This window comes from Burkholderia sp. AU45274, assembly GCF_030482505.1.
Classification (GTDB): domain Bacteria; phylum Pseudomonadota; class Gammaproteobacteria; order Burkholderiales; family Burkholderiaceae; genus Burkholderia.
Map to the genome: position 1 here is coordinate 490,108 of NZ_JAUJQE010000004.1, position 19,672 is coordinate 509,779.

17 protein-coding genes, 2 tRNA genes and 1 pseudogene are annotated in these 19,672 nt (G+C 63.7%); 9 read left to right on the forward strand and 11 right to left on the reverse strand.

Annotation, left to right across the window (positions count from 1 at the left end; all coding sequences use genetic code 11):
* Positions 1–62: 62 nt before the first annotated feature.
* Together QZM35_RS18155 and QZM35_RS18160 are read right to left on the reverse strand one after the other, a co-directional pair.
* Positions 63–764, reverse strand: coding sequence for a peptidoglycan DD-metalloendopeptidase family protein (locus QZM35_RS18155; RefSeq protein WP_089430890.1), 702 nt, complete (start codon positions 762–764; stop codon positions 63–65).
* 213 nt (positions 765–977) lie between these two features.
* Positions 978–1,889 carry an aldose epimerase gene (locus QZM35_RS18160; protein WP_301776551.1) on the reverse strand — a complete coding sequence of 304 codons (912 nt, stop codon included), beginning with the start codon at positions 1,887–1,889 and terminating at the stop codon, positions 978–980.
* A 478-nt stretch (positions 1,890–2,367) separates the two neighbouring features.
* On the opposite strand from QZM35_RS18160, the gene QZM35_RS18165 reads away from it, so the two are divergent.
* The 3 genes from QZM35_RS18165 (at position 2,368) to QZM35_RS38180 (ending at position 4,670) form a co-directional block, all read left to right on the forward strand.
* Positions 2,368–3,198: an undecaprenyl-diphosphate phosphatase gene (locus tag QZM35_RS18165; RefSeq protein ID WP_039347620.1), complete on the forward strand. Its 831-nt coding sequence runs from the start codon at positions 2,368–2,370 to the stop codon at positions 3,196–3,198.
* A gap of 167 nt (positions 3,199–3,365) precedes the next feature.
* A tRNA-Arg gene (locus tag QZM35_RS18170) sits at positions 3,366–3,442 on the forward strand.
* A gap of 757 nt (positions 3,443–4,199) precedes the next feature.
* The gene (locus tag QZM35_RS38180; protein ID WP_367620792.1) at positions 4,200–4,670 is read left to right on the forward strand and encodes a surface-adhesin E family protein; all 471 of its coding nucleotides are present in this window, start codon (positions 4,200–4,202) and stop codon (positions 4,668–4,670) included.
* A gap of 207 nt (positions 4,671–4,877) precedes the next feature.
* Here the strand turns inward: QZM35_RS38180 and QZM35_RS18175 are convergent, their stop codons facing one another.
* The 6 genes and pseudogenes from QZM35_RS18175 to QZM35_RS18200 all read right to left on the reverse strand — a co-directional run.
* The gene (locus QZM35_RS18175) at positions 4,878–5,117 is read right to left on the reverse strand and encodes a hypothetical protein (RefSeq protein WP_143329819.1); all 240 of its coding nucleotides are present in this window, start codon (positions 5,115–5,117) and stop codon (positions 4,878–4,880) included.
* Positions 5,118–5,257: 140 nt separating this feature from the next.
* Positions 5,258–5,527 carry a superinfection immunity protein gene (locus tag QZM35_RS18180; RefSeq protein ID WP_089431385.1) on the reverse strand — a complete coding sequence of 90 codons (270 nt, stop codon included), beginning with the start codon at positions 5,525–5,527 and terminating at the stop codon, positions 5,258–5,260.
* Positions 5,528–5,949: 422 nt separating this feature from the next.
* On the reverse strand, positions 5,950–6,216 hold the full coding sequence (locus QZM35_RS18185; protein WP_089430892.1) for a hypothetical protein: 267 nt from the start codon (positions 6,214–6,216) through the stop codon (positions 5,950–5,952).
* Positions 6,183–6,416 (reverse strand): hypothetical protein, encoded by a 234-nt coding sequence (locus QZM35_RS18190; RefSeq protein WP_143329820.1) that lies wholly within the window; start codon positions 6,414–6,416, stop codon positions 6,183–6,185. The genes QZM35_RS18185 and QZM35_RS18190 overlap by 34 nt, the downstream gene beginning before the upstream one ends.
* Positions 6,413–6,859 (reverse strand): hypothetical protein, encoded by a 447-nt coding sequence (locus tag QZM35_RS18195; protein ID WP_143329821.1) that lies wholly within the window; start codon positions 6,857–6,859, stop codon positions 6,413–6,415. Before QZM35_RS18195 ends, QZM35_RS18190 begins: the two co-directional genes overlap by 4 nt.
* Positions 6,856–7,992 (reverse strand): annotated as a pseudogene (locus QZM35_RS18200) (DUF3987 domain-containing protein); the annotation flags it as partial. The gene QZM35_RS18195 and the pseudogene QZM35_RS18200, both read right to left, overlap by 4 nt.
* On the opposite strand from QZM35_RS18200, the gene QZM35_RS18205 reads away from it, so the two are divergent.
* Positions 7,971–8,049: transfer RNA gene (locus tag QZM35_RS18205), tRNA-Arg, on the forward strand. The pseudogene QZM35_RS18200 and the gene QZM35_RS18205 overlap by 22 nt on opposite strands.
* 50 nt (positions 8,050–8,099) lie before the next feature.
* Here the strand turns inward: QZM35_RS18205 and glmS are convergent.
* The 3 genes from glmS to QZM35_RS18220 all read right to left on the reverse strand — a co-directional run bounded on the left by glmS (position 8,100) and on the right by QZM35_RS18220 (position 11,679).
* Complete coding sequence (glmS, locus tag QZM35_RS18210) at positions 8,100–9,917, reverse strand: glutamine--fructose-6-phosphate transaminase (isomerizing) (protein ID WP_089425068.1); 1,818 nt, start codon at positions 9,915–9,917, stop codon at positions 8,100–8,102.
* 48 nt (positions 9,918–9,965) lie between these two features.
* A complete protein-coding gene (locus tag QZM35_RS18215; protein WP_301776552.1) occupies positions 9,966–11,054 on the reverse strand; it encodes a hypothetical protein in 1,089 nt (362 codons plus the stop codon).
* A gap of 439 nt (positions 11,055–11,493) precedes the next feature.
* Positions 11,494–11,679 carry a hypothetical protein gene (locus tag QZM35_RS18220; protein ID WP_144025182.1) on the reverse strand — a complete coding sequence of 62 codons (186 nt, stop codon included), beginning with the start codon at positions 11,677–11,679 and terminating at the stop codon, positions 11,494–11,496.
* Positions 11,680–12,379: 700 nt separating this feature from the next.
* Here QZM35_RS18220 and wecB point away from each other — a divergent pair.
* The 5 genes from wecB to QZM35_RS18245 all read left to right on the forward strand — a co-directional run bounded on the left by wecB (position 12,380) and on the right by QZM35_RS18245 (position 19,667).
* Positions 12,380–13,597, forward strand: coding sequence for a non-hydrolyzing UDP-N-acetylglucosamine 2-epimerase (wecB, locus tag QZM35_RS18225; RefSeq protein WP_089425070.1), 1,218 nt, complete (start codon positions 12,380–12,382; stop codon positions 13,595–13,597).
* A 918-nt stretch (positions 13,598–14,515) separates the two neighbouring features.
* Entirely contained in the window at positions 14,516–14,977 is a 462-nt protein-coding gene (locus tag QZM35_RS18230; protein ID WP_089430896.1) for a (2Fe-2S)-binding protein, read from the forward strand.
* Positions 14,974–17,298, forward strand: coding sequence for a xanthine dehydrogenase family protein molybdopterin-binding subunit (locus tag QZM35_RS18235; RefSeq protein ID WP_301776553.1), 2,325 nt, complete (start codon positions 14,974–14,976; stop codon positions 17,296–17,298). The genes QZM35_RS18230 and QZM35_RS18235 overlap by 4 nt, the downstream gene beginning before the upstream one ends.
* Before the next feature lie 690 nt (positions 17,299–17,988).
* Positions 17,989–18,231, forward strand: coding sequence for a hypothetical protein (locus QZM35_RS18240; protein ID WP_069247669.1), 243 nt, complete (start codon positions 17,989–17,991; stop codon positions 18,229–18,231).
* A gap of 164 nt (positions 18,232–18,395) precedes the next feature.
* Positions 18,396–19,667 (forward strand): HlyD family secretion protein, encoded by a 1,272-nt coding sequence (locus QZM35_RS18245; protein ID WP_174975783.1) that lies wholly within the window; start codon positions 18,396–18,398, stop codon positions 19,665–19,667.
* The last annotated feature ends 5 nt before the right edge of the window (positions 19,668–19,672 follow it).

The window sequence follows — 19,672 nt, forward strand, 5'->3', positions numbered from 1 at the left end:
TCCCGGTTTTCACCGCGACGACACGCGATGCGTGCCGGCATCGCGTGTCGTCCATCGGGTGCTCAGCGCGCCGGCAGGTAGCGTGACGGGTCGATCGATCGGCCGCCGTAGCGCAACTCGAAATGCAGCGCGACGCGATCGCTGTCGCTGTTGCCCATCTCGGCGATCGATTGCCCTTGCGTGACCGACTGGCCTTCCTTCACCAGCAGCGCGCGGTTGTGCGCGTAGGCGGTCAGGTAGTCGGCGTTGTGCTTGAGGATGATCAGGTTGCCGTAGCCGCGCAGCCCGTTACCCGCATAGACCACCACACCGGGCGCAGCCGCGACCACCGGCGTGCCCGGCGAATTCGCGATGTCGATGCCCTTCGATTTCGAGCCGTCGAACGTGCGGACCACATTGCCGGCTGCCGGCCAGATCAGCGCGATGCTCGAGGCCGGCTTGACGGCCGATTCGACCGGCGCGGAAGGCGCGGGGCGGGCCCGGCCGGCACTGCCGGTGCCGGTGGTCGACGGCGTCGATGCCGTGGTCGTGCCGGGCGGCGGCGCGACGCGCAGCACCTGGCCGACTTCGATCGCATCGGGGTTCGTCATCTGGTTCCAGCGCACGATGCTCGATACCGACGTGCGGTTGTCGCGCGCGATCTTGTAGAGCGTATCGCCGCGTTCGACGCGATAGAACCCGGGGCCGACGGGCGCGGAGCCGCACGCGACGAGCAGGGCGGCGCAGGCGGCTGCGAAGAGTCGCTTCGTTGTTGTTCCGAACATTGAACCTCGCAAAACCCTGCCGCGCGTGACGCGGCAGGCAACACAAAACGTCCGATTTTAACGGGTTCGACCCGCGCACCGCAGTTTGGGCCCTTATCGGGGCTGCGGCGCGCCGGTTCCACGGGTTGCCTGAGGGCGTTTCAGCCTGCGTATCAAGCCGGTGTATCAGCCGGTGTATCAGCCGGTGTATCAGCCGGTGTATCAGCCGGTGTATCAGCCGGCGAGCGGAAGGACGCGAATCCGCAGCGTGGCCGTTTCGGTCGCGCCCGGCGCGAGCAGGCGCAGCCCGAGGCCGTTGTGGATCGCATCCGGCAGGCCGAGCCACGGCTCGACGCAATAGAAGTCCGAATCCGGCTTTTCGGTCCAGGTCGTGACCGCGTACCACGGGATCGAGCCCGGCACGTCGAGCGCGATCTCGATCGTGCGGCGGCGGCCCGGCATCACGATGCGCACCGGTGTGGCCGGCACGCTGTCGAGGCAGTGGAAGCGGTCGAGGATGTCCGGATTGTCGAGGTGATAGCGGGCTTCGCCCGGCTCGGGGGTGCTGATCGAACCATCGGCCTGCTGCGCGCAACTGTGCGTGGGCGGCAGCTCGAGCGTGGTTTCGGCGCGTTCGCCGTGCGGCAGCGCGAAATAGAAATGGTGGCCGGCGTAGTAGGGCAGCGGCGTGTCGCCGCGATTGGTCGTCGTCAGCGCGACTTCGAGCGTGTGCGAGTCGGCCAGCCGGTAGGTCGTTTCGAACCGGAAGTCGAACGGGTAACTGGCGCGCAGCGCGTCGGTCGCGTCGAGCGTCATCGACAGCGCGGCGCCATCGGCCGACGGGTGCGCGGCGAACGGCAGGTCGCGCGCGAACCCGTGCATCGGCAGGTCGCGCACCACGCCGGCGGCGTCGCGCCAGCGGCCGAGTTCGCCGTCGACGCGGTGTCGGCCGAGGAACGGGAACAGCAGCGGGTTGCCGCCGCGCACGCGTGCGAGGTTGCTCCAGTCGGCCGTGTCCGGCCAGAAGATCACCGGTTCGCCGTCGACATCCCATGACAGCAGGCGGCCGCCGAATTGCGGAGCGACCCGGACGAGCGACGGGCCGGCGTGAAGTTCGTGAATGTCGTGTTGCTGGAAGGTCGGCATGGCGAATCGGGTTGGGCGGGTGGACGGGAACGGCGCGCTCCATTATCGGGCCGTGGCGGCTCGGGGAAAACCCTTCTCGGGAAATTGCGAGTTTTTAAGACCGTCATCGGTCGGGATAATGCCTCTAAACCGGTGATGTTGCCGGGTCATGACACTTCGTGGAGGGGGCCATGGATCTGGCAATGGCAATGGGTATCGCACTGTTCGGCATGTTCACCGGCAGCACGGTATTATTTTTCTATCAGCTCGGCCGCTGACGGCAATTCCTGCCGAAGTCGAAAGGCCCGCCATGCAAATGGCGGGCTTTTTGCTTTCTGAGTGCTTACAAATTGCAAGCGTTTGTGTGCATTGCCGCAATATCCAGCCAAATGCCTTGGCGCAGTAATCCGGGCTCGGCATAATCGGGGCGCGTTTTTACGGACGCGCATCGCGTCGTCCGCTTCTCTTTCCGCTTAATTTTCACTAAAAGGACCGACGCGTGAGTCTCTGGTTTCTGGTATTCCTGAGCGTCCTGCAGGGCGTCACCGAACTCTTCCCCGTCAGCAGCCTTGGCCATACGCTGCTCGTGCCGGCGCTGTTCGGCATGCACATCGACAAGCATGCACCGCAACTGCTGCCGTTCCTCGTCGCGCTGCACCTCGGCACCGCGCTGGCGCTGCTGTGGTATTTCCGCGCGCGCTGGATCGCGTTGATCAGCGGCTTCTTCGCGCAGCTCGGCGGCCGCAAGAACGACGACGGGCACCTGATGTGGGCGCTCATCATCGGTACGATCCCGACCGGCATCGTCGGGCTGCTCCTCGAGAAGCGCATCGAACGCGTGTTCCACGACCTGCGGATCGTCGCGGTCGCGCTGATCGTGAACGGCGTGCTGCTGTGGCTCGGCGATCGCATCCAGCGCAGCCGCGCGCATCAGGCTCCGGAGAAGATGACGTTCAAGCAGGCGTTCTTCGTGGGCCTCGCGCAGATCGGCGCGCTGATTCCGGGCTTCTCGCGCAGCGGGCTGACGATGATCGCCGGCAACGCCGCGGGGCTGACGGCGGAGAAGGCCGCGGAATTCTCGTTCCTGCTCGGTACGCCGATCATTTTCGCGGCGGGGGTGCTCGAGCTGCCGAAGCTGTTCCATGCGCGCGACCAGCTCGCCGATGCGCTGCTCGGCGGCGTGCTGACGGCGATCGCCGCGTATCTGAGCGTGCGGTTCCTGATGCGCTACTTCGAAGGGCGTGGCCGGCTGGCTTCGTTCGGCGTGTATTGCGTGATCGCCGGTGTGTTCTGCCTTGGCTGGTTCATGCTGCATCCGCAGCCGGTTTGATGCTGCGAAGGTCGATCTCGCGTGATGTGGCGCGATGATCGGGTATAATTTCGGGCTTGGCTTCATGCCGGGCCCGTTTTGTTTCGGGGCTTCGAGTTGGTGGTTTTGCTGCCGCTTGAAGCCTTGTATCAAATGCAGCCCGCGCCGGCCGTGTCTTTTCTCCCCGACCGCCCTTAGCTCAGTTGGATAGAGCAACGGCCTTCTAAGCCGTAGGTCACACGTTCGAATCGTGTAGGGCGGGCCAGTCCGATCAAGCTTCTGCGGTTGCCTTCCTCGACGCACGTCTCCGTACTGGAGTTCCATGTAACCGCTATGTAACCTGATTTCATCAATTCGGGGCGAGGACCGTGCCGCACACAAGTTTTGGAATGCACGCGCCGCGCTCGGTGGATTCCAGGATCGCGTCTCGATACAAAACCTAGCAAATTCGCCATACCCCTTATACGACAAGGTCCCATCAATTCGACAGGGCCATTGTGTACCGTAGTGTGTACCATAAACATTGGGTGCCAAATCAATCGAGCGCAGGATTTGCCGGCGGCCTCCGGACATGCTGAGCGGAAATGGCAGAGTTCGGGCGTAGGGCCCAACTTGAAAATTCATGGCGATGGAGCGAACCATCGTGCCCGCAAAGCGAGCTTCCACTTAATAGCAGGCGATGTCCCAGCCGATGTCGATGCCTTACCTAGGCGAGGTGTGAGCCAAGATTAACTGGGCGGAACACGGCAGGTAACATTTTTCGGGTACTCACGACTTGTCAAGCTTCACACTTCGGCCGGATGATAGCCGACGTTACAGATTGACGCATGCGCGCTTTGATGATTGCCGTCACATTGCTGACGGTTTCGCAAAGTGACGTCGCCCATTCCAACGAGGACAGCCACCAACTGCAACGTTGGATAGCGGCAAAACCCGCGTCGTCAATGTTCTCGTGCGATACCTCCAAGAGCACGCGCAAATAAGACAATCGTTTTGAAAGATAACGGGGTACGGGGTGAAACATGAAGATCGGACAACTTCGGGGCGCAACTGCCTGCATATCTCTCGCCGCGGCCTGCAACACGTTTGCGGCAAACTGGGTCGAGATCGGCCGATCTTCGGATGGAACCGCAACCGTCCTACTTGACGTCACGAGCGTGGCATTCTCTGGCGGCCATGCAAAAGCATGGTTTCTACAGGACAACATGTACTCACTGGATGTGCCCGGCACATACGTCAACACGAGATATGTGTCCGATAAGGCGCTAGTGCTGTTTAACTGCGATCAGCGAACGTCTGCTGCAACACAAACCGTCTACTACGACGATCATCGCGGGAATGGCAAAGTCGTTTGGTCGTGGTCGACGGCTCCAGCTACAGCAGTCTATTCAGACATCGTTCCAGACACCATTGGAGAGGCTATGCTCGAAAGCGTCTGTGCATTCCGACACAAGACAAAGTCCGCACGAAAGTCGCTCGGGCCATCGATGTGATCGGGTCTTGTATCAGCTGAGCACTAAGCCGGCGCGAATGTCAAACCCCAACGAATTCAGTGGCGCCTATCCGGAACCTCGGGACGCGCTAATTGCGCGACTCACAGCGCTGTATCCGCACCTTATGGACGTGGAGCTGGAGGCGTTCGGTCTGTAGAAACCAACGGGGACGTTGGCCCCCATTTTCGATTGCATTGCGTTCCCCCCTTAGGGAGACTTACGAATATCCTCAGCGGCCTTTTCCTTCATCAGGTCACACATCTGCCGCGTCATCCGGCGCTCACTCCCCAATGCGCTATCAGCGATCATTTGATCGCATGCTGCTTCAACCCGTGCTTGCTGATCATATGCTGCACTTCTTTCTGGTGACATCGTTGCCCCGACGATGAGCAACACGGTTAAAAAAACGCATGCGCCGCCGCCCACGATATACATTGCCTTTTTCATTGTTTCCCCCGAATACCCACCTCGACGACGGCGAGCTTTAATAACTGCCGGCATGCAGTCGAGCAGCGACCTCGACTCGACGTCGACCAATGCGGCTACTTTAGTAGACGCGCATTTCACTCTAAATGCTCCATGCGTCGTCACGGCCCGTTCGCATTCGCTTGAACGGTGACCGCCGTCAGAGCCCACACGAACGCCGCGATCCAGCCGATCACGGACCACCCGAGTAGCACGTTTAGCGCTGTAATCGCGGTTCGGTTGTGGTGACGCCGGCGAAACGCGATGATGGCCGGAATAAAATAAAGCAGGAGCAACATGATGAGGAAGCCGCTGCCGTCGTGAGTCTGTGACGACGTACTGCTTTCGGCAGCATGTGCGCTCTGCGCAATAAAGGACTGATGGTCATGCATGGTGGTCACCCCGTACCTAGACAGTCGCGCGAGACGGCCGCGAACAAATTCGCGACACCTTGCCGGCCGTTCGTTCGCCCGATGGTTATCTTTGTGGCTCACTGAGCGTGATGTGCAGCCGTTCACCTGCGCGTCTTGGCCATGCTGCAAGTCGCATGCCACCCGTTGCGTTTGCGATTCGCGCATTGAAACCGTGCCTCAAAGGTGACGAAACGCACTTTGACGAGAGGAGAATGTTTCAACTTCGAAACAGGCTGGACGCCTCACGAGGCTGCACCACTGCTGCTTCCCCGCTGATAGGCCCTGTCAGCGCGCCAGATGCGCAGCTGAGAACCGACTGCGCGCCGTGCTGCTCGACGATCGAATTGGTTGCGAAAGCGAAACCTGCGTTCTATAAAGGCGGCCAAAGCCGCCATGCCCGATCAGGACGTCCTGGCATACTGCTCCAGTCGGCCGATTCGCTGTTCGAGATCGCACATTTCGAACATCTTCGCGATCTGCGACAGCGCGAAGACGAAGCGCGCGCCGTCCTGGCTGTCGATCCGGTTCGTCCGCATGTCGCGGTAGACTTTCGCCATTTCTCGGCGTACAGCGTCGAGGTTGTGCAAGTTGACGCGGGGGGCAGGCAAAACGACGAGTTCAGTCGTTGCCTCGCTCACCGGGTAGGCGTTTGTGAATTTTCGCCGCATAGCACCTCCCTTTTTTCACGGTCGCGACGGCCGTTATCCGGCAACCAGACGACGTAAGTCAGGTCGCGTTCTCGCGCAACCGCGTCGAAGTCCGGCGGGTTGCTAGGATCGTAGATCAGCACGCAATAGGTAACGTTCGTCTCGACGGACTGAACAGCGAGCGTCTCCTCAAGTCGCTCGATGCGAGTCTTGATTGTCATGGCATCCCTCCGGTACCCGAGCGTGGTATTACCGGCGGTGGTTGCTGCTGAACGTCCTGCGCGGCGCGGCTGCGCACGACGTTCAGCCTGTCGCGAAACCACGTGAGATCGTCGCGCACGGTCGAGAGCGAAGGCTGGTGCTCAACCAGGTAGAAGATGTAGGCGCGGTACTCTGCTGACCATCTGTCGATCGCAGCCAACTCCGCGACCAGCATGCGCAGTTCGCACCGCCACTCCGCTAGCATCTCCAGCGTGATGCACGGCCCCCAAGGGCAAAACGATGCTCCGCTCTCTTCGTCACGAGGCCAGCCGACGCCGGCGTCGCGACTAGAACGAGCATCAGGCGAGGCAGTGCCAGAAGTGCCATGAACCCCTTCTGGCACCTCTGGCACCGAAGCGTGTACACCCCTTTTCAGTTTCAGGCGTTCGAGATACGGATTCATGGTTGCGTATCCGGGTGCATTTCGAACACCGTTTTAGTGCGCCCGTCTGTTGCTAGGGTGACGCCGCGAACCCAGCCATACTCGCCGAGCACGCTAAGCGCGTTGGCAACATCTTCCGGTGTTTGCAACATCGACCAATGGTGACGATAAATGTCGCGTGCTGTGAACCGGTCAGCCACCTCACCATGACGTATACGCTTGAGCAGCGCCTTTGCACTGTCAAGGTCATCACCGGTTCCCAGGGCATAAGCACGTTCGGCATGCGATCGAAGGTAATGAGCCCAGGCCAGTGCACGCAGCATCGCGGAATCACTTATTGCCCCCTTGCCGTCGTTCGCAAGATGACAAAGCAGCGCCAGACTGGGCACAAGCTTCCGGTACTTCGCGAGATGGGATTCGACAGCCGGGTGCAGATGTCCGCTGCGCAGATCGCTCTCGTAAGCAATTCGCCATTCGAGAAAGTGCTCGGCCGCCGCCTCGTCGAGTCGAAGGAAAGGCGGCTGTCGGAAATCTGGTTGATTGTCGTGTCCGGTGACGATTTCGGCTCCCCAGTCGCCCAGCGGATCGGCAGCATCAAGCCTCGCGAATAACGCAAAGGCTTTTCGCTGCGCGTCACTGTCGGGAATTCGATCGACGTTGCACCACTCGCCTGCGACGTCTGGATACACCAACAGGCCGAAGCGTTGAATCAATCCATCGTCGGCAGCGCCACCTTGCGTCGCGGCACGGATGTATCCCGCAATTCGGCCCGGTTGCGTCGAGCCGAGCACGGACAGGCAAACAGCCTCCGCGCGCAGGTTACGGCCACGGCCGATTCGGTCAGCCACATATGGTTGGTTGCCGTTCCACCCGGTCAGATAGAAGCCGCGTGAACCTTCCTGTCCGTCCCGTTCAAGAGATTGCAACAGGGACGCCAGCTCGTCACGATACGCACCGATGCCTTTCGGATTCTCACGACAGATTTCGAGTAGCGCTTCACACGTCGTATCGTTGACCAGATAGCGCCGCATGCCCGGCGCTTCGGGTTCCAGGATCGATTCAAAATTGACACTCGCCGCCGGATTCTCCGCAAGCTGTCTTGCGATGCTCTTTTTCTGCGCGTCGAGCCGCATCGCATGAATCTGCGCGGCTGCATCATATTCGGCCTTCTAAGCCGTAGGTCACACGTTCGAATCGTGTAGGGCGGGCCAGCTTGATTCCTCAAGGACCTTCACCAGTCCGCCTCGGTTATCCAGCCCCCTCACTCAACCGTCACCGATTTCGCCAGATTCCTCGGCTTGTCGATATCCGCGCCACGCAGACACGCCGCGTGATACGCAAGCAGCTGCAACGGCACCACATGCAGGATCGGCGACAACAACCCGTAGTAATCGGGCATCCGCAGCACCGACACGCCTTCGCTGTTGTCGATTCGCGTATCGGCATCGGCGAACACGTAAAGCTGCCCGCCGCGCGCCCGCACTTCCTGCATGTTCGACTTCAGCTTCTCGAGCAACGCGTCGTTCGGCGCGATCGTGGCAACCGGCATCGTGTGCGTTACGAGCGCGAGCGGCCCATGCTTCAACTCGCCCGCGGGATACGCCTCCGCGTGGATATACGAAATCTCCTTCAGCTTCAGCGCGCCTTCGAGCGCGATCGGGTAGTGCAGCCCGCGCCCGAGAAACAGCGCATTCTCGTGTTGCGAGAATTCCTCCGCCCAGCGCTCGATCTGCGGTTCGAGCCCGAGCACATCCTCGAGCGCACCGGGCAGCCGCCGCAATTGCATCGTGTAGCGCGCGAGCTGCGCATCGTCGACGTAGCCGCGCAGCCGGCCGAGCGTGACCGCGAGAATGAACAGCGCAACGAGTTGCGTCGTGAACGCCTTGGTCGACGCGACGCCGATTTCCGGGCCGGCCCGCGTCAGGAAGCGCAGGCCGGTCTGCCGCATCATCGCGCTGGTCGGCACATTGCAGATCGCCAGCGTGTCGATATGGCCCAGCGCCTGCGCGTACTTGAGCGCGGCGAGCGTGTCGGCGGTCTCGCCGGATTGCGACACGCTCACCACCAGCGTATTCGGCATCGCGAGTGCGTCGCTGTAACGGTATTCGCTCGCGATCTCGACCTGCGCGGGCACGCGCGCGATCGTTTCGAGCCAGCGGCGCGCGGTCAGGCCGGAATAGTGGCTCGTGCCGCACGCGAGAATCAGCACGTTGTCGATCTGCTCGAACGCTCGCGCGGCGTCGGGGCCGAATACGGCCGGATCGAACAGCCCCGCGTCCGGGATGGTCGCGGCCACGGCCTCCGGTTGCTCGAAAATCTCCTTCTGCATGAAATGCCGGTATGGCCCGAGCTCGACCGCGGCCTGCGCGGAGGAAATGGTTTGTACCGCGCGCTCGACCGGTGCGCCGCCACGATCGAGTACGCGCACGCCGCCCGGCGTCAGTTCGACGATGTCGCCTTCCTCGAGAAAGATGAAGCGGTCGGTGATGCCGGCGAGCGCGAGTGCGTCGGAGGCGAGAAAGCACTCGCCGTCCTTCAAGCCGACGACGAGCGGTGAGCCGACCTTCGCGCCGATCAGCCTTTGCGGCTCATGCTTGCTGAACACGGCGATCGCGTAGGCGCCGTGAAGCTGCGATGTCGCCGCGCGCACGGCGGCGAGCAGGTCGCCGCGATACTGGCTGTGGATCAGGTGCGCGACGACCTCGGTGTCGGTCTGACCGTCGAATTCGTAGTGCGCGTCTGAAAGTTGCCTGCGCAACGTTTCGTGGTTTTCGATGATGCCGTTGTGCACGAGCGCGATTTCGTCGCGCGAGAAGATCGGATGCGCGTTGCAGGTTGCTGGTGCGCCATGCGTCGCCCAGCGCGTGTGCGCGATGCCGGTGCTGCCGGTCAGGCCGGTGGTGCGCACGTGCGCGTCGAGATCGGCGACACGCGACACACTGCGTTCGCGACGCGCCTGGCCGTTCACGACCGTCGCCACGCCGCATGAATCGTAGCCGCGATACTCGAGGCGACGCAATCCTTCAATCAGAATCGGGACGATGTCCCGTTGCGCGACCGCGCCGACGATGCCACACATGACACGTCTCCTCCCTGTTAGTCCTCATGGACCGCGCACGCCGTTGCGTCAGCGCGATGCGGTTGCCGTTGCCGCTGCCGTCGTGAATCCGCATCGAGCGGGGATGACGGGCGCGGCCATCCGGCTTTCGAATGCCAGATAAAGCGACTCCTCCAGTACGTTCCAGTGCGCGCCGTGCCGGTATGGGGCCGATCGCGCTTGCCAGCAGGCGACGGTGTCCCAATCGTTCATCTTGAGCGCCACCAGCGCGATCAAGCTCCACGGATAATCGGTGTTGGCGAGTTGCGGCCAGCTCTTGCCGTGCTTCCGCATCCACTGCGCGTAGAACGTCTCGCCGGATTGTTCGGGTACCTGAATACCTGAGAGGAGCGGGAGGATCTGCGCGATCTTCGCCGGATAAAAACTCGTATCGCTGACTTGCTGCGTGCTCGCACGAAACCCGGATCCGCTGCCGCGCCAGAAGACCCTCAGGATCGCGGATGCCAGCTGGTCGGCACGCTGGCTCCACGGTCCCGCATGCGTGGAGTCGGCGCGTCGGACGTAGTACGCCGCGAGGGCCTGGAACGCGCTGTGGACTTCGACGTTGTCCATCAGCAATGCGACATGCAGTGACGACGAGATCTGATAGACGCCGGAGGCCTTGTCGAGGAGCGTGTCCAGGTGCAAACCGGCACGGTTCAGGCTGACTTCCCACGCGGCGGGCAAGCCGTCGGGCGGCGCGAATCGAGCGAGCAGTTCGATCCAGGTCGCGATCATCGCGTCGTCGGTTTCCGCGTCGGCGCATGCGCGGTAGCGGCCATTCTTCACGCAGTAGCGATCGAAACCGCCATCCGGGCGCTGGCGCGGCAGCAGCCATGCGATCCACGCGAGTGCCGCCGGACGGGCATCGAGTTGCGCGTCGGACGCGGCGAGCAGCGCCTTCGCCGCGAAATACGGATCGATGCCGACGCCGTTCAGGCGCACGGTGATCGCACCGTCGGCGCGTTGGTACAGCCCGTTGAGGCGAAGTTCGGCGGCGCTTGCGTGCAGCGCGAAACCGCACGCAGCGATACAGCAGGCGACGTGCCACAGGCGACACAGTGCGACGGTGGCCGCTACGCGAGAGCGTACGGTCGGGCAAAGCGCGGGCCGGTTCATGGTCTTGGGCTCCTGCGCGGCGGTCCGGTGCAATCGTCGCCGGGCGAGGCGTTGGCCGCGTCGCGCCCGGCGTGCGTGTCGACGTTGTGGCTCGGGCCGCCGTAGTGCGGGTGAACCCGAGGCTGGTACCGATGTTCGCGTTCACGGGCCGGTTCCTGGCTTCGAAGCCGGAACCGGGCTCGTGGATCGCGCGTACTTCAACGGGTCGCGTCGGCACGTTCGGATCGCTGGAGCACTCGTTCGCTCCACGCAGACGCGTCGCGTTTCCCTCCTGTTTCGTTGCCTGGGTGCCCCGGTTCGTCCGCTGCCGGGCGAGTGTTTCGGGGCACACCTGTCTGTCATTAAGCAAGGCGTGAGCCATCGGCCGCGATGCCACGCGCGGCAAGGGGCGGGGGTGGAGGGTGGGCGCCTGGCGCGAACGACGGCGATGATTTTTGATTCAACGAAGAATCAGCGTGCGCACCCGCCGAATGCCCGCACTTGATCGGCGTCGCGGCATGGACGTGTCGTGCGTGGAGCGAATCGTCTGCCGAACCTGCGCCGCCTTGGCAGTGCGATGCCGCGCGGGGATGCGCATCGCGTCGTGCGTGACGTGTGCATCGGCTGGCGTGCCGGTGTGCTTCATGAGCGCGCGTGGGTTAGATGGGCCGGACGCCGATGCAACCGCCCCGTTCCGGACCCGCGTTACACATTCGCAACATTTCCCGCGCCGTCGATTCGTGCGACGTGAATGACGTTGCGTGTCGGGTTGAACCATCGAGGATGACCACCGCCAGACGATCGATCTTGCCGCCGTCTGCACAGACAAAAGTGGCGGATCAAGGAAGCGCAACGCGCTTCGACAGATGCGAGCGATTCGATGCGCGACGGACGCGCGACATGCGTTCGAGATTCGTCGGACGACGTCGTCGAAGGGACCGTGCGACTGCCCCGATGTTTGCGTGTATCGCGCCTGATTGGCGCGGCGACACGCGTAGCAGTTGTGAAACATTCCGTCGCGCACTGCAGGTGCGCGGTGCACGCAGCGGTGAACCGGATACGGTCGCAGGGCGGTTGGTTTGAATATTGCTGTAGAGGAAAAGACGTGAAGAACCGACGTGACGCCTGGCCAAACGAGGAACGACTCATGACGTGACTGATCAAGCGCAACAGGACGCCGGTAGTACGACGATTCGCGTGGCGTGGACCGCGCGAACCGGGCGGCGCGCTCGCTCCGCGACACCGCAACGTGTCGACCGCGTGCGAGTACGGGAGGCGCCGCCTGAATACATGCTTCGCGCCACGAGCAGGGTCATTCAGCGCGAAATGGCTCAACGAGGATAACGATGAAAAAGATTTTGCTTGTGTTCGGGACTCGGCCGGAGGCCATCAAGATGGCACCGCTGGTGCGTGCATTGAAGGCGCAAGCCGGTGTCGACGCCAGGGTATGCGTAACCGCGCAGCACCGCGAAATGCTCGATCAGGTGCTGACGCTGTTCGACATCAAGCCGGACTACGATCTCAACGTGATGCGTCAAAGTCAGACGCTGACCGACGTAACGACGGGCATTCTGCAGGCAATCGGCATCGTGTTCGACGAATTGCGCCCCGACGTCGTGCTGGTACACGGCGATACGACGACCACGCTGGCGGTGAGTCTCGCGGCGTTCTACCGCTATCTGCCGGTCGGGCACGTGGAGGCCGGCTTGCGCAGTGGTGACATCTGGTCGCCGTGGCCGGAGGAGCTGAACCGCCGTGTGACCGACGCAGTGTCGTCGTGGCATTTCGCACCGACCGGGCAAGCACGCGACAACCTGCTCAGCGAGGGCGTACCGGGTGGGGCGGTCGTGCTGACCGGCAATACCGTGATCGATGCGCTGCACGAGGTCAAGCGCATGCTCGATCACACCACGGCGTTGTCGGAAAAGGTTGCGGGGCAGTTTCCGTTTCTCGAACCGTCGCGGCGCGTCGTGTTGATCACCGGGCATCGTCGCGAAAGTTTCGGCGAGCCGTTCCAGAATTTCTGCGATGCGTTGTGCACGCTCGCGAACCGTTATCCCGACGCGCAGTTCGTCTATCCGCTGCACATGAATCCGAACGTGCGGGAGCCGGCGCGTGCGCGGCTCGGCCACCTGCCGAACATTTACCTGATCGAGCCGCAGGAATATCTGTCGTTCGTATTCCTGATGTCGCGCGCGCATTTCATCATCACCGATTCGGGCGGCATTCAGGAAGAAGGGCCCGCGCTGGGCAAGCCGGTGCTGGTCACGCGCGAGACGACGGAGCGGCCCGAGGCGATCCAGGCCGGCACCGCGCGGCTCGTCGGCACCAATCAGGAGCGGATCGTGTGGGAGGCATCACGGTTGTTCGATAGCGACAGCGCGTACGGGGAGATGGCGCGCGCGAGCAATCCGTACGGCGACGGTCATGCGAGTGAGCGGATCGTTCACGCGCTGATGCGCAATCCGGGGGCACCCACGAAGGCGACGAGCTTTTCGATGGGGTCGTCGGAGATGCCGTTCAATGCGCTCACACTCGGGTTGCAGGCGTTGCGATCGCCGTGAGCGTGGTGGGTGCCCGCATGCCGTATGAGCGGGGTGCCCGGCAATCACTTTGAGCGCCGATCGCGGCCACGCAAGTCGGGAATCGTACCGGGTCACCCGGCGCGGCATCGTTCCCGGCCCGCGTCGGCAATCCATTGAAGCTCGTGCAATCGGCTTGAAGCATTGGCGCTCGATGTCGGCGCCATGTGGCGCACGCGTGCTTCGTTCACGACTCATCCGCCCTGACGGCGTGATCGAGTAATTTGCGCTCGGTTCGCACGGCGACCTGAAGCAGGCTGCGATCACGATCTATCGCGGCAGGGATCACGAGAAGGCCGTTGCGGATGGGGTCCGGATATCACGAAGTACCGCCGCGAACGGTCGGCGCGTGGGTTCTCGCGCTAGCGGTCACCCCCCTCGTTGCTCGCCGGAACAGGCGCGTCAGTCGGTCCCACTCGCATGACAAACGTCATGCGCCATCGATTCCCCTTCAGCATCTCCCCGGTTTGTCTCTCGCCCGCGCCGATACGCACCGACGACGCAAAACTGCCGCACATCAGTTAGAGTTGGAACCCGGGCGATTCCGCATACGATTCTGGCTCCCCGGGCAATGTCGAAGCCGCCGGGGGCTGGACGTGGCACGCAAGTCCAGCGATCCGAGTCGCCATTTCTGGCAGTTCCGACATGATCGCGTTGCCTGAGTGACGGTTTGCATGGGGCAGAATCCGGGCTGGTGCGTGCCCGCTATCCATCCGGATCGCATGCCCGGTGGCCATCCCGAGCCAGCCGCACCGATCACCACGCATTGACCGCCGGTCCTGCCGGCGGAGTAGTCCACAAGACGGCATCGGGCCGGCGCAGCAGGACGCACCCGCCGCCGTTCGAATCCCCACCCGGCACCCGTGGTGCGATGCGGGCGCCTCGACCAGGAGGTGAACGATGATCACGCTGACCGTCAACGGTAGCGAGCAGCACTTCGACGGCAATCCCGACATGCCGTTGCTCTGGTATCTGCGCGATGTCCTCGGCGACACCGGCACCAAGTTCGGCTGCGGCATGGCGCTGTGCGGCGCATGCACCGTGCACCTCGACGGCGTTGCGATCCGCTCGTGCATCACCCCGGTCGCGGCCGCTTCCGGCAAGCGCGTGACGACGATCGAGGGACTGTCGACGGACGTCAATCATCCGCTGCAGCAGGCCTGGCAGGAACTGAACGTCGCGCAGTGCGGCTACTGCCAGTCCGGGCAGATCATGCAGGCCGCATCGCTGCTGAAGACGAATCCCCATCCGAGCGACGCCGACATCGACGATGCGATGTCCGGCAACATCTGCCGCTGCGGCACCTACACGCGCATTCGGGCGGCGATCCGCCTGGCTGTACGCCGCGGAGGTGCCGCATGAGCGCGCCTGAACTCTCCGTCCATAACGAAAGCCGTCGCGCATGGCTGCTCGGCTTCGCATCCGGCGGGCTGCTGCTCGCGTTCGGCGTGCCGTCGCTCGTCCGCGCGGCCGTGCCGGTGCAGCCGCCCGTCAGCGCGAATCCTCAATATGGCGGCGCCGGGATGCCGCACGGGTTGCGCGACGATCCGCACCTGTTCGTCGCGATCGCGCCGGACGGCACGGTCACCGTGACCTGCATCCGCTCCGAGATGGGGCAGGGCGTGCGCACGAGCGTCGCGCTCGTCGTGGCGGACGAACTGGGCGCCGACTGGGCGCGCGTGAAGGTCGCGCAGGCCGTGGGCGACGAGCCGCGCTACGGCAACCAGAACACCGACGGATCGCGCAGCCTGCGCCAGAGCTTCGCCGCACTGCGTCGCGCGGGTGCGGCGGCGCGCACGATGCTCGAACAGGCGGCAGCTGCGGCGTGGGGCGTCGATGCGCGTCAGGTCAAGGCGACGGTGCATGAGGTCGTCGACACGACGAGCGGGCGCAAGCTCGGCTTCGGCGAACTGGCGGCGAAGGCGGCCGCGTTGCCGGCGCCGGATCCTGTCACGGTGGCGCTGAAGGCGCCGGCCGAATTCCGCTATATCGGCAAGGGCGAAACGGCGCTGATCGACGGGCGCGACATCGTCGGCGGCCGCGCGCACTACGGGATCGACACGCGGCTCGACGGGATGCTGTATGCGGTCGTCGCGCGACCGCCGGCCTATGGAGACACGGTCGCGTCGTTCGATGCATCGGCGGCGGAGAAGCTGCCGGGGGTCGTCAAGGTCGTGCAGTTGGCGCCCACACCGCTGCCATCCGGTTTCCAGCCGCTCGGCGGCGTGGCCGTCGTCGCGCGCGATACGTGGACGGCGATCCAGGCGCGCGCGCAACTGAAGATCGACTGGAAGCACGGGCCCAACGCGAACTACGATTCCGCCGCGTATCGCAAGACGCTCGAAGCGGCTGCCGCGCAACCGGGCGACGTGATCCGCAACGACGGCGATGCAGCGGCGGCGCTGGCCGGCGCCGCGAAGCGCGTGCGCGCGACGTACTACATCCCGCATCTGGCGCACGCGACGATGGAGCCGCCCGCGGCCGTCGCGCGCGTGGCCGACGGTCGCTGCGAAGTGTGGACCTGCACGCAGGCGCCGCAGACCACGCGCGACGAGGTCGCGAAGGCGCTCGGGTTGCCGACGGAGCGCGTGACGGTCAACGTGACGCTGCTCGGCGGCGGTTTCGGCCGCAAGTCGAAGCCGGACTACGTGGTGGAGGCGGCGTTGCTGTCGAAGGCGGTCGGCGCACCCGTCAAGCTGACGTTCACGCGCGAGGACGACATCGCGCACGACTACTTCCACGCGGTGTCGCTCGAGGCGTTCGACGGCGGGATCGATGCATCGGGGAAGGTGGTCGCGTGGCAGCATCGCACGGTCGCGCCGTCGATCCAGTCGACGTTCAGGGCCGGTGTCGTGCATGAGCAGCCGGGCGAGCTCGCGCAGGGGATCGCGGACCTGCCGTTCGCGATTCCGAACGTGCGGATCGAGAATCCCGCCGCGCAAGCGCACACGCGGATCGGCTGGTTCCGCTCGGTCTACAACATCCCGCATGCATTCGGCATCCAGAGCTTCGTATCGGAGCTGGCGCACGCGGCCGGTCGCGACCCGAAGGATTTCCTGCTCGAACTGATCGGGCCCGCGCGGCGTTTCGAGCCGCACATCACGGTGAAGAACACGAACTACGGCGAGGATCCGGCGCTGTATCCGATCGATACCGGCCGGCTGCGGCGCGTGGTCGAGACGGTCGCGCGCGGCGCCGGCTGGGGGCGCAAGCTGCCGAAGGGGCACGGCCTCGGGATCGCCGCGCATCGCAGCTTCGTGTCGTACACGGCGGCGGTGTGCGAGGTGCAGGTCGATGCCGACGGCAAGATCACGGTGCCACGAGTCGACGTCGCGATCGACTGCGGCCCGCAGGTCAATCCGGAGCGGGTACGCTCGCAACTCGAGGGCGCGGTGGTGATGGGGCTCGGCATCGCGCTGCACGGCGAGATCACGTTCAAGGACGGCCATCCGGAGCAGAGCAACTTCAACGGCTTCCAGGTGCTGCGCATGAACGAGGCGCCGCGCGAAATCCGCGTGCATCTCGTCGCGCCGGATGATTTTGCGACGCCGCTCGGCGGCGTGGGCGAGCCGGGCCTGCCGCCCGTCGCGCCGGCGCTGACCAATGCGATCTTCGCGGCGACCGGCACGCGCATCCGCAGCCTGCCGGTTGCCGATCAGTTGTCGAAGCCGAAAGCGGCGTAACGACGTATTGCGCGCCGGGCCGTCTGCATGGCCCGGCGCGCGCTTTCCAGAATCAACTGCGGGCATTCAATCGCAGTATTCAGGCTCGACATTCTCAATAAAACAGAATAAATCTCGCTGCAATATCGGGTTTGCCCGATGGTGCGGTATCGTACAAAGAACGCCCGGAAAGTGTCGGATCATTGGGCCGTCGAATTCAGTGCTGTAAAAATTTCAGAGGGGAAATCGGGTGTCGATAAACCGTTCGGCGATGTTTAGTTTGATTCGGTGAACGACATTTAACGCGCAATTATTCCCGGTCGATCCTCCGGCGAGTATTCATTCTCATTTCATTCTTTGCATTTCATGACGTGCGGGCGCTGCGGCATCCACGCGCGGCGGCGTCTGCGCGTCCGTTGTCCGGCGCCTTGCAGCGAGGGGCGCCGGGGGGCGGGGGAACAATCGCAGGTCGTCGGTAAATCACTGTCCGGTTTCCGATTAGGGTTAAAGATCGATGGATTCATTCGGGTCGCCGGGATTTTTCGTGTCATTCGAATGGAATCGACGAATTGAATTAATTCGGCTCGAACGATGTGATCGTGCCGTTCGAAAGTTTAAATGTATTTAACGTATTGATCATCGTCGCAATTGCGGCGTTGTTCGATGCCCCGCTAGATGGGTTATCTAGCATTTTCAAACTGGAGAAATGCAATGCAAGAGCTGAATCAGCAGGAAATCGCCCAGGTTGCCGGTGGCTACTACGGCGGCCCGGGCATCCCCTCGGCGCTGGGCAACATCATCGAATGGGGCGGCAGCACCGCGGAGAGCATCGGCAATGCGCTGACGTTCGGCATCTTCGCCGCACCGGTCAAGCAGGCATACAACATCGGCGAGACGATCACGACCGCCGCCGTGAACCTGCTGGACGGCCTGTTCGGCGGCCCGATTTACTGAGTTGCCGCAATTGAGGCAACGCGGTAGACGCCGCGTTTCCCGATGATGGAAGCGATGATCCGGTATGCATGGACCTACTTTGCATACCGGATCGCTTTGGCCGGCTCCGGCGCGCGGCCGCGGGGCGACGGCTGATTCCGCAATTTGGCGATACGTGGGTGAAAATGGCGTTCGGTCTCTTTCGTTCTGAAGCGGCACAGGCTCAACGGATGCGCGTGCTGGGCGACATCGTGCTCGTGCACCCCATGTCCATGACGCTGATGACGGCCGTCGCGCTGGTCATGGCCACCTGCGTGGTGCTGTTCTTCGCGTTCGGTACCTATACGCGGCGCACGACGGTCAGCGGCGTGGTGATGCCGGATTCGGGGCTGGTCAAGGTCTACGCATTGCAGCCGGGCATCGTCGTCGAGCGCGACGTGAAGGAAGGGCAGCACGTGACGCGCGGGCAGACGCTCTATACGGTATCGACCGACTTGCAAAGCGCGGCGGAAGGCGCGACGCAAGCCGCGCTGATCGCGCAGGCGCGGCAGCGCAAGGCGTCGCTGCTCACGGAAATCGACAAGACGCGCAGCCTGCAGCAGGACGAGCGCGACACGCTGCGCGCGAAGATCGCGAACCTGAAAGGCGCGCTCGCGCAAATCGATGACCAGCTCGCGGCCCAGCGGCTGCGCACGTCGATCGCGGCCGACGGCGCGGCACGCTATCGCGGCCTGCTCGCGCAGGATTACATCTCGAAGGACCAGGCGCAGCAGCGCGAGGCCGATCTGCTCGACCAGCAGTCGAAGCTGAACGGGCTGCTGCGCGACCGCGCATCGACGCTGCAGTCGCTCACCGAGGCGAGCAACGAACTGTCGGGGCTCGGCTTCAAGCAGCAGAACCAGCTCGCGCAGATCGACCGCAACGTGATCGACGTCGACCAGAACCTGATCGAAAGCGAGGCGAAGCGCCGGATCGTCGTCGCCGCGCCTGAGACGGGCATCGTGACGGCGGCGATCGCCGACGTCGGCCAGTCGGTCGAACCGTCGCGACCGCTCGCGAGCGTCGTGCCGGGCGGTGCGCGCTGGCAGGCCCACCTGTTCGTGCCGAGCACGGCGATCGGCTTCGTGCGGGTCGGCGAGCCGGTGCTGATCCGCTATCAGGCGTTTCCTTACCAGAAGTTCGGCCAGTACGGCGCGACGGTCGTGTCGATCGCGCGCACGGCGCTGTCGGCGGCCGAACTCGCGAACGACGGCGGCCCGGCGGCGACCCCGGGCGAGGGCCGCGACGCGACCTTCTACCGTGTGACCGTCGCGCTTGAGGCGCAGCACGTCACCGCGTACGGTGCGCAGCAGCCGCTGCAGGCCGGCATGACGCTGCAGGCGGACATCCTGCAGGAACGCAGGCGCCTGTACGAGTGGGTGCTCGAGCCGCTCTACAGCCTGACCGGCAAACTCTGACGAGG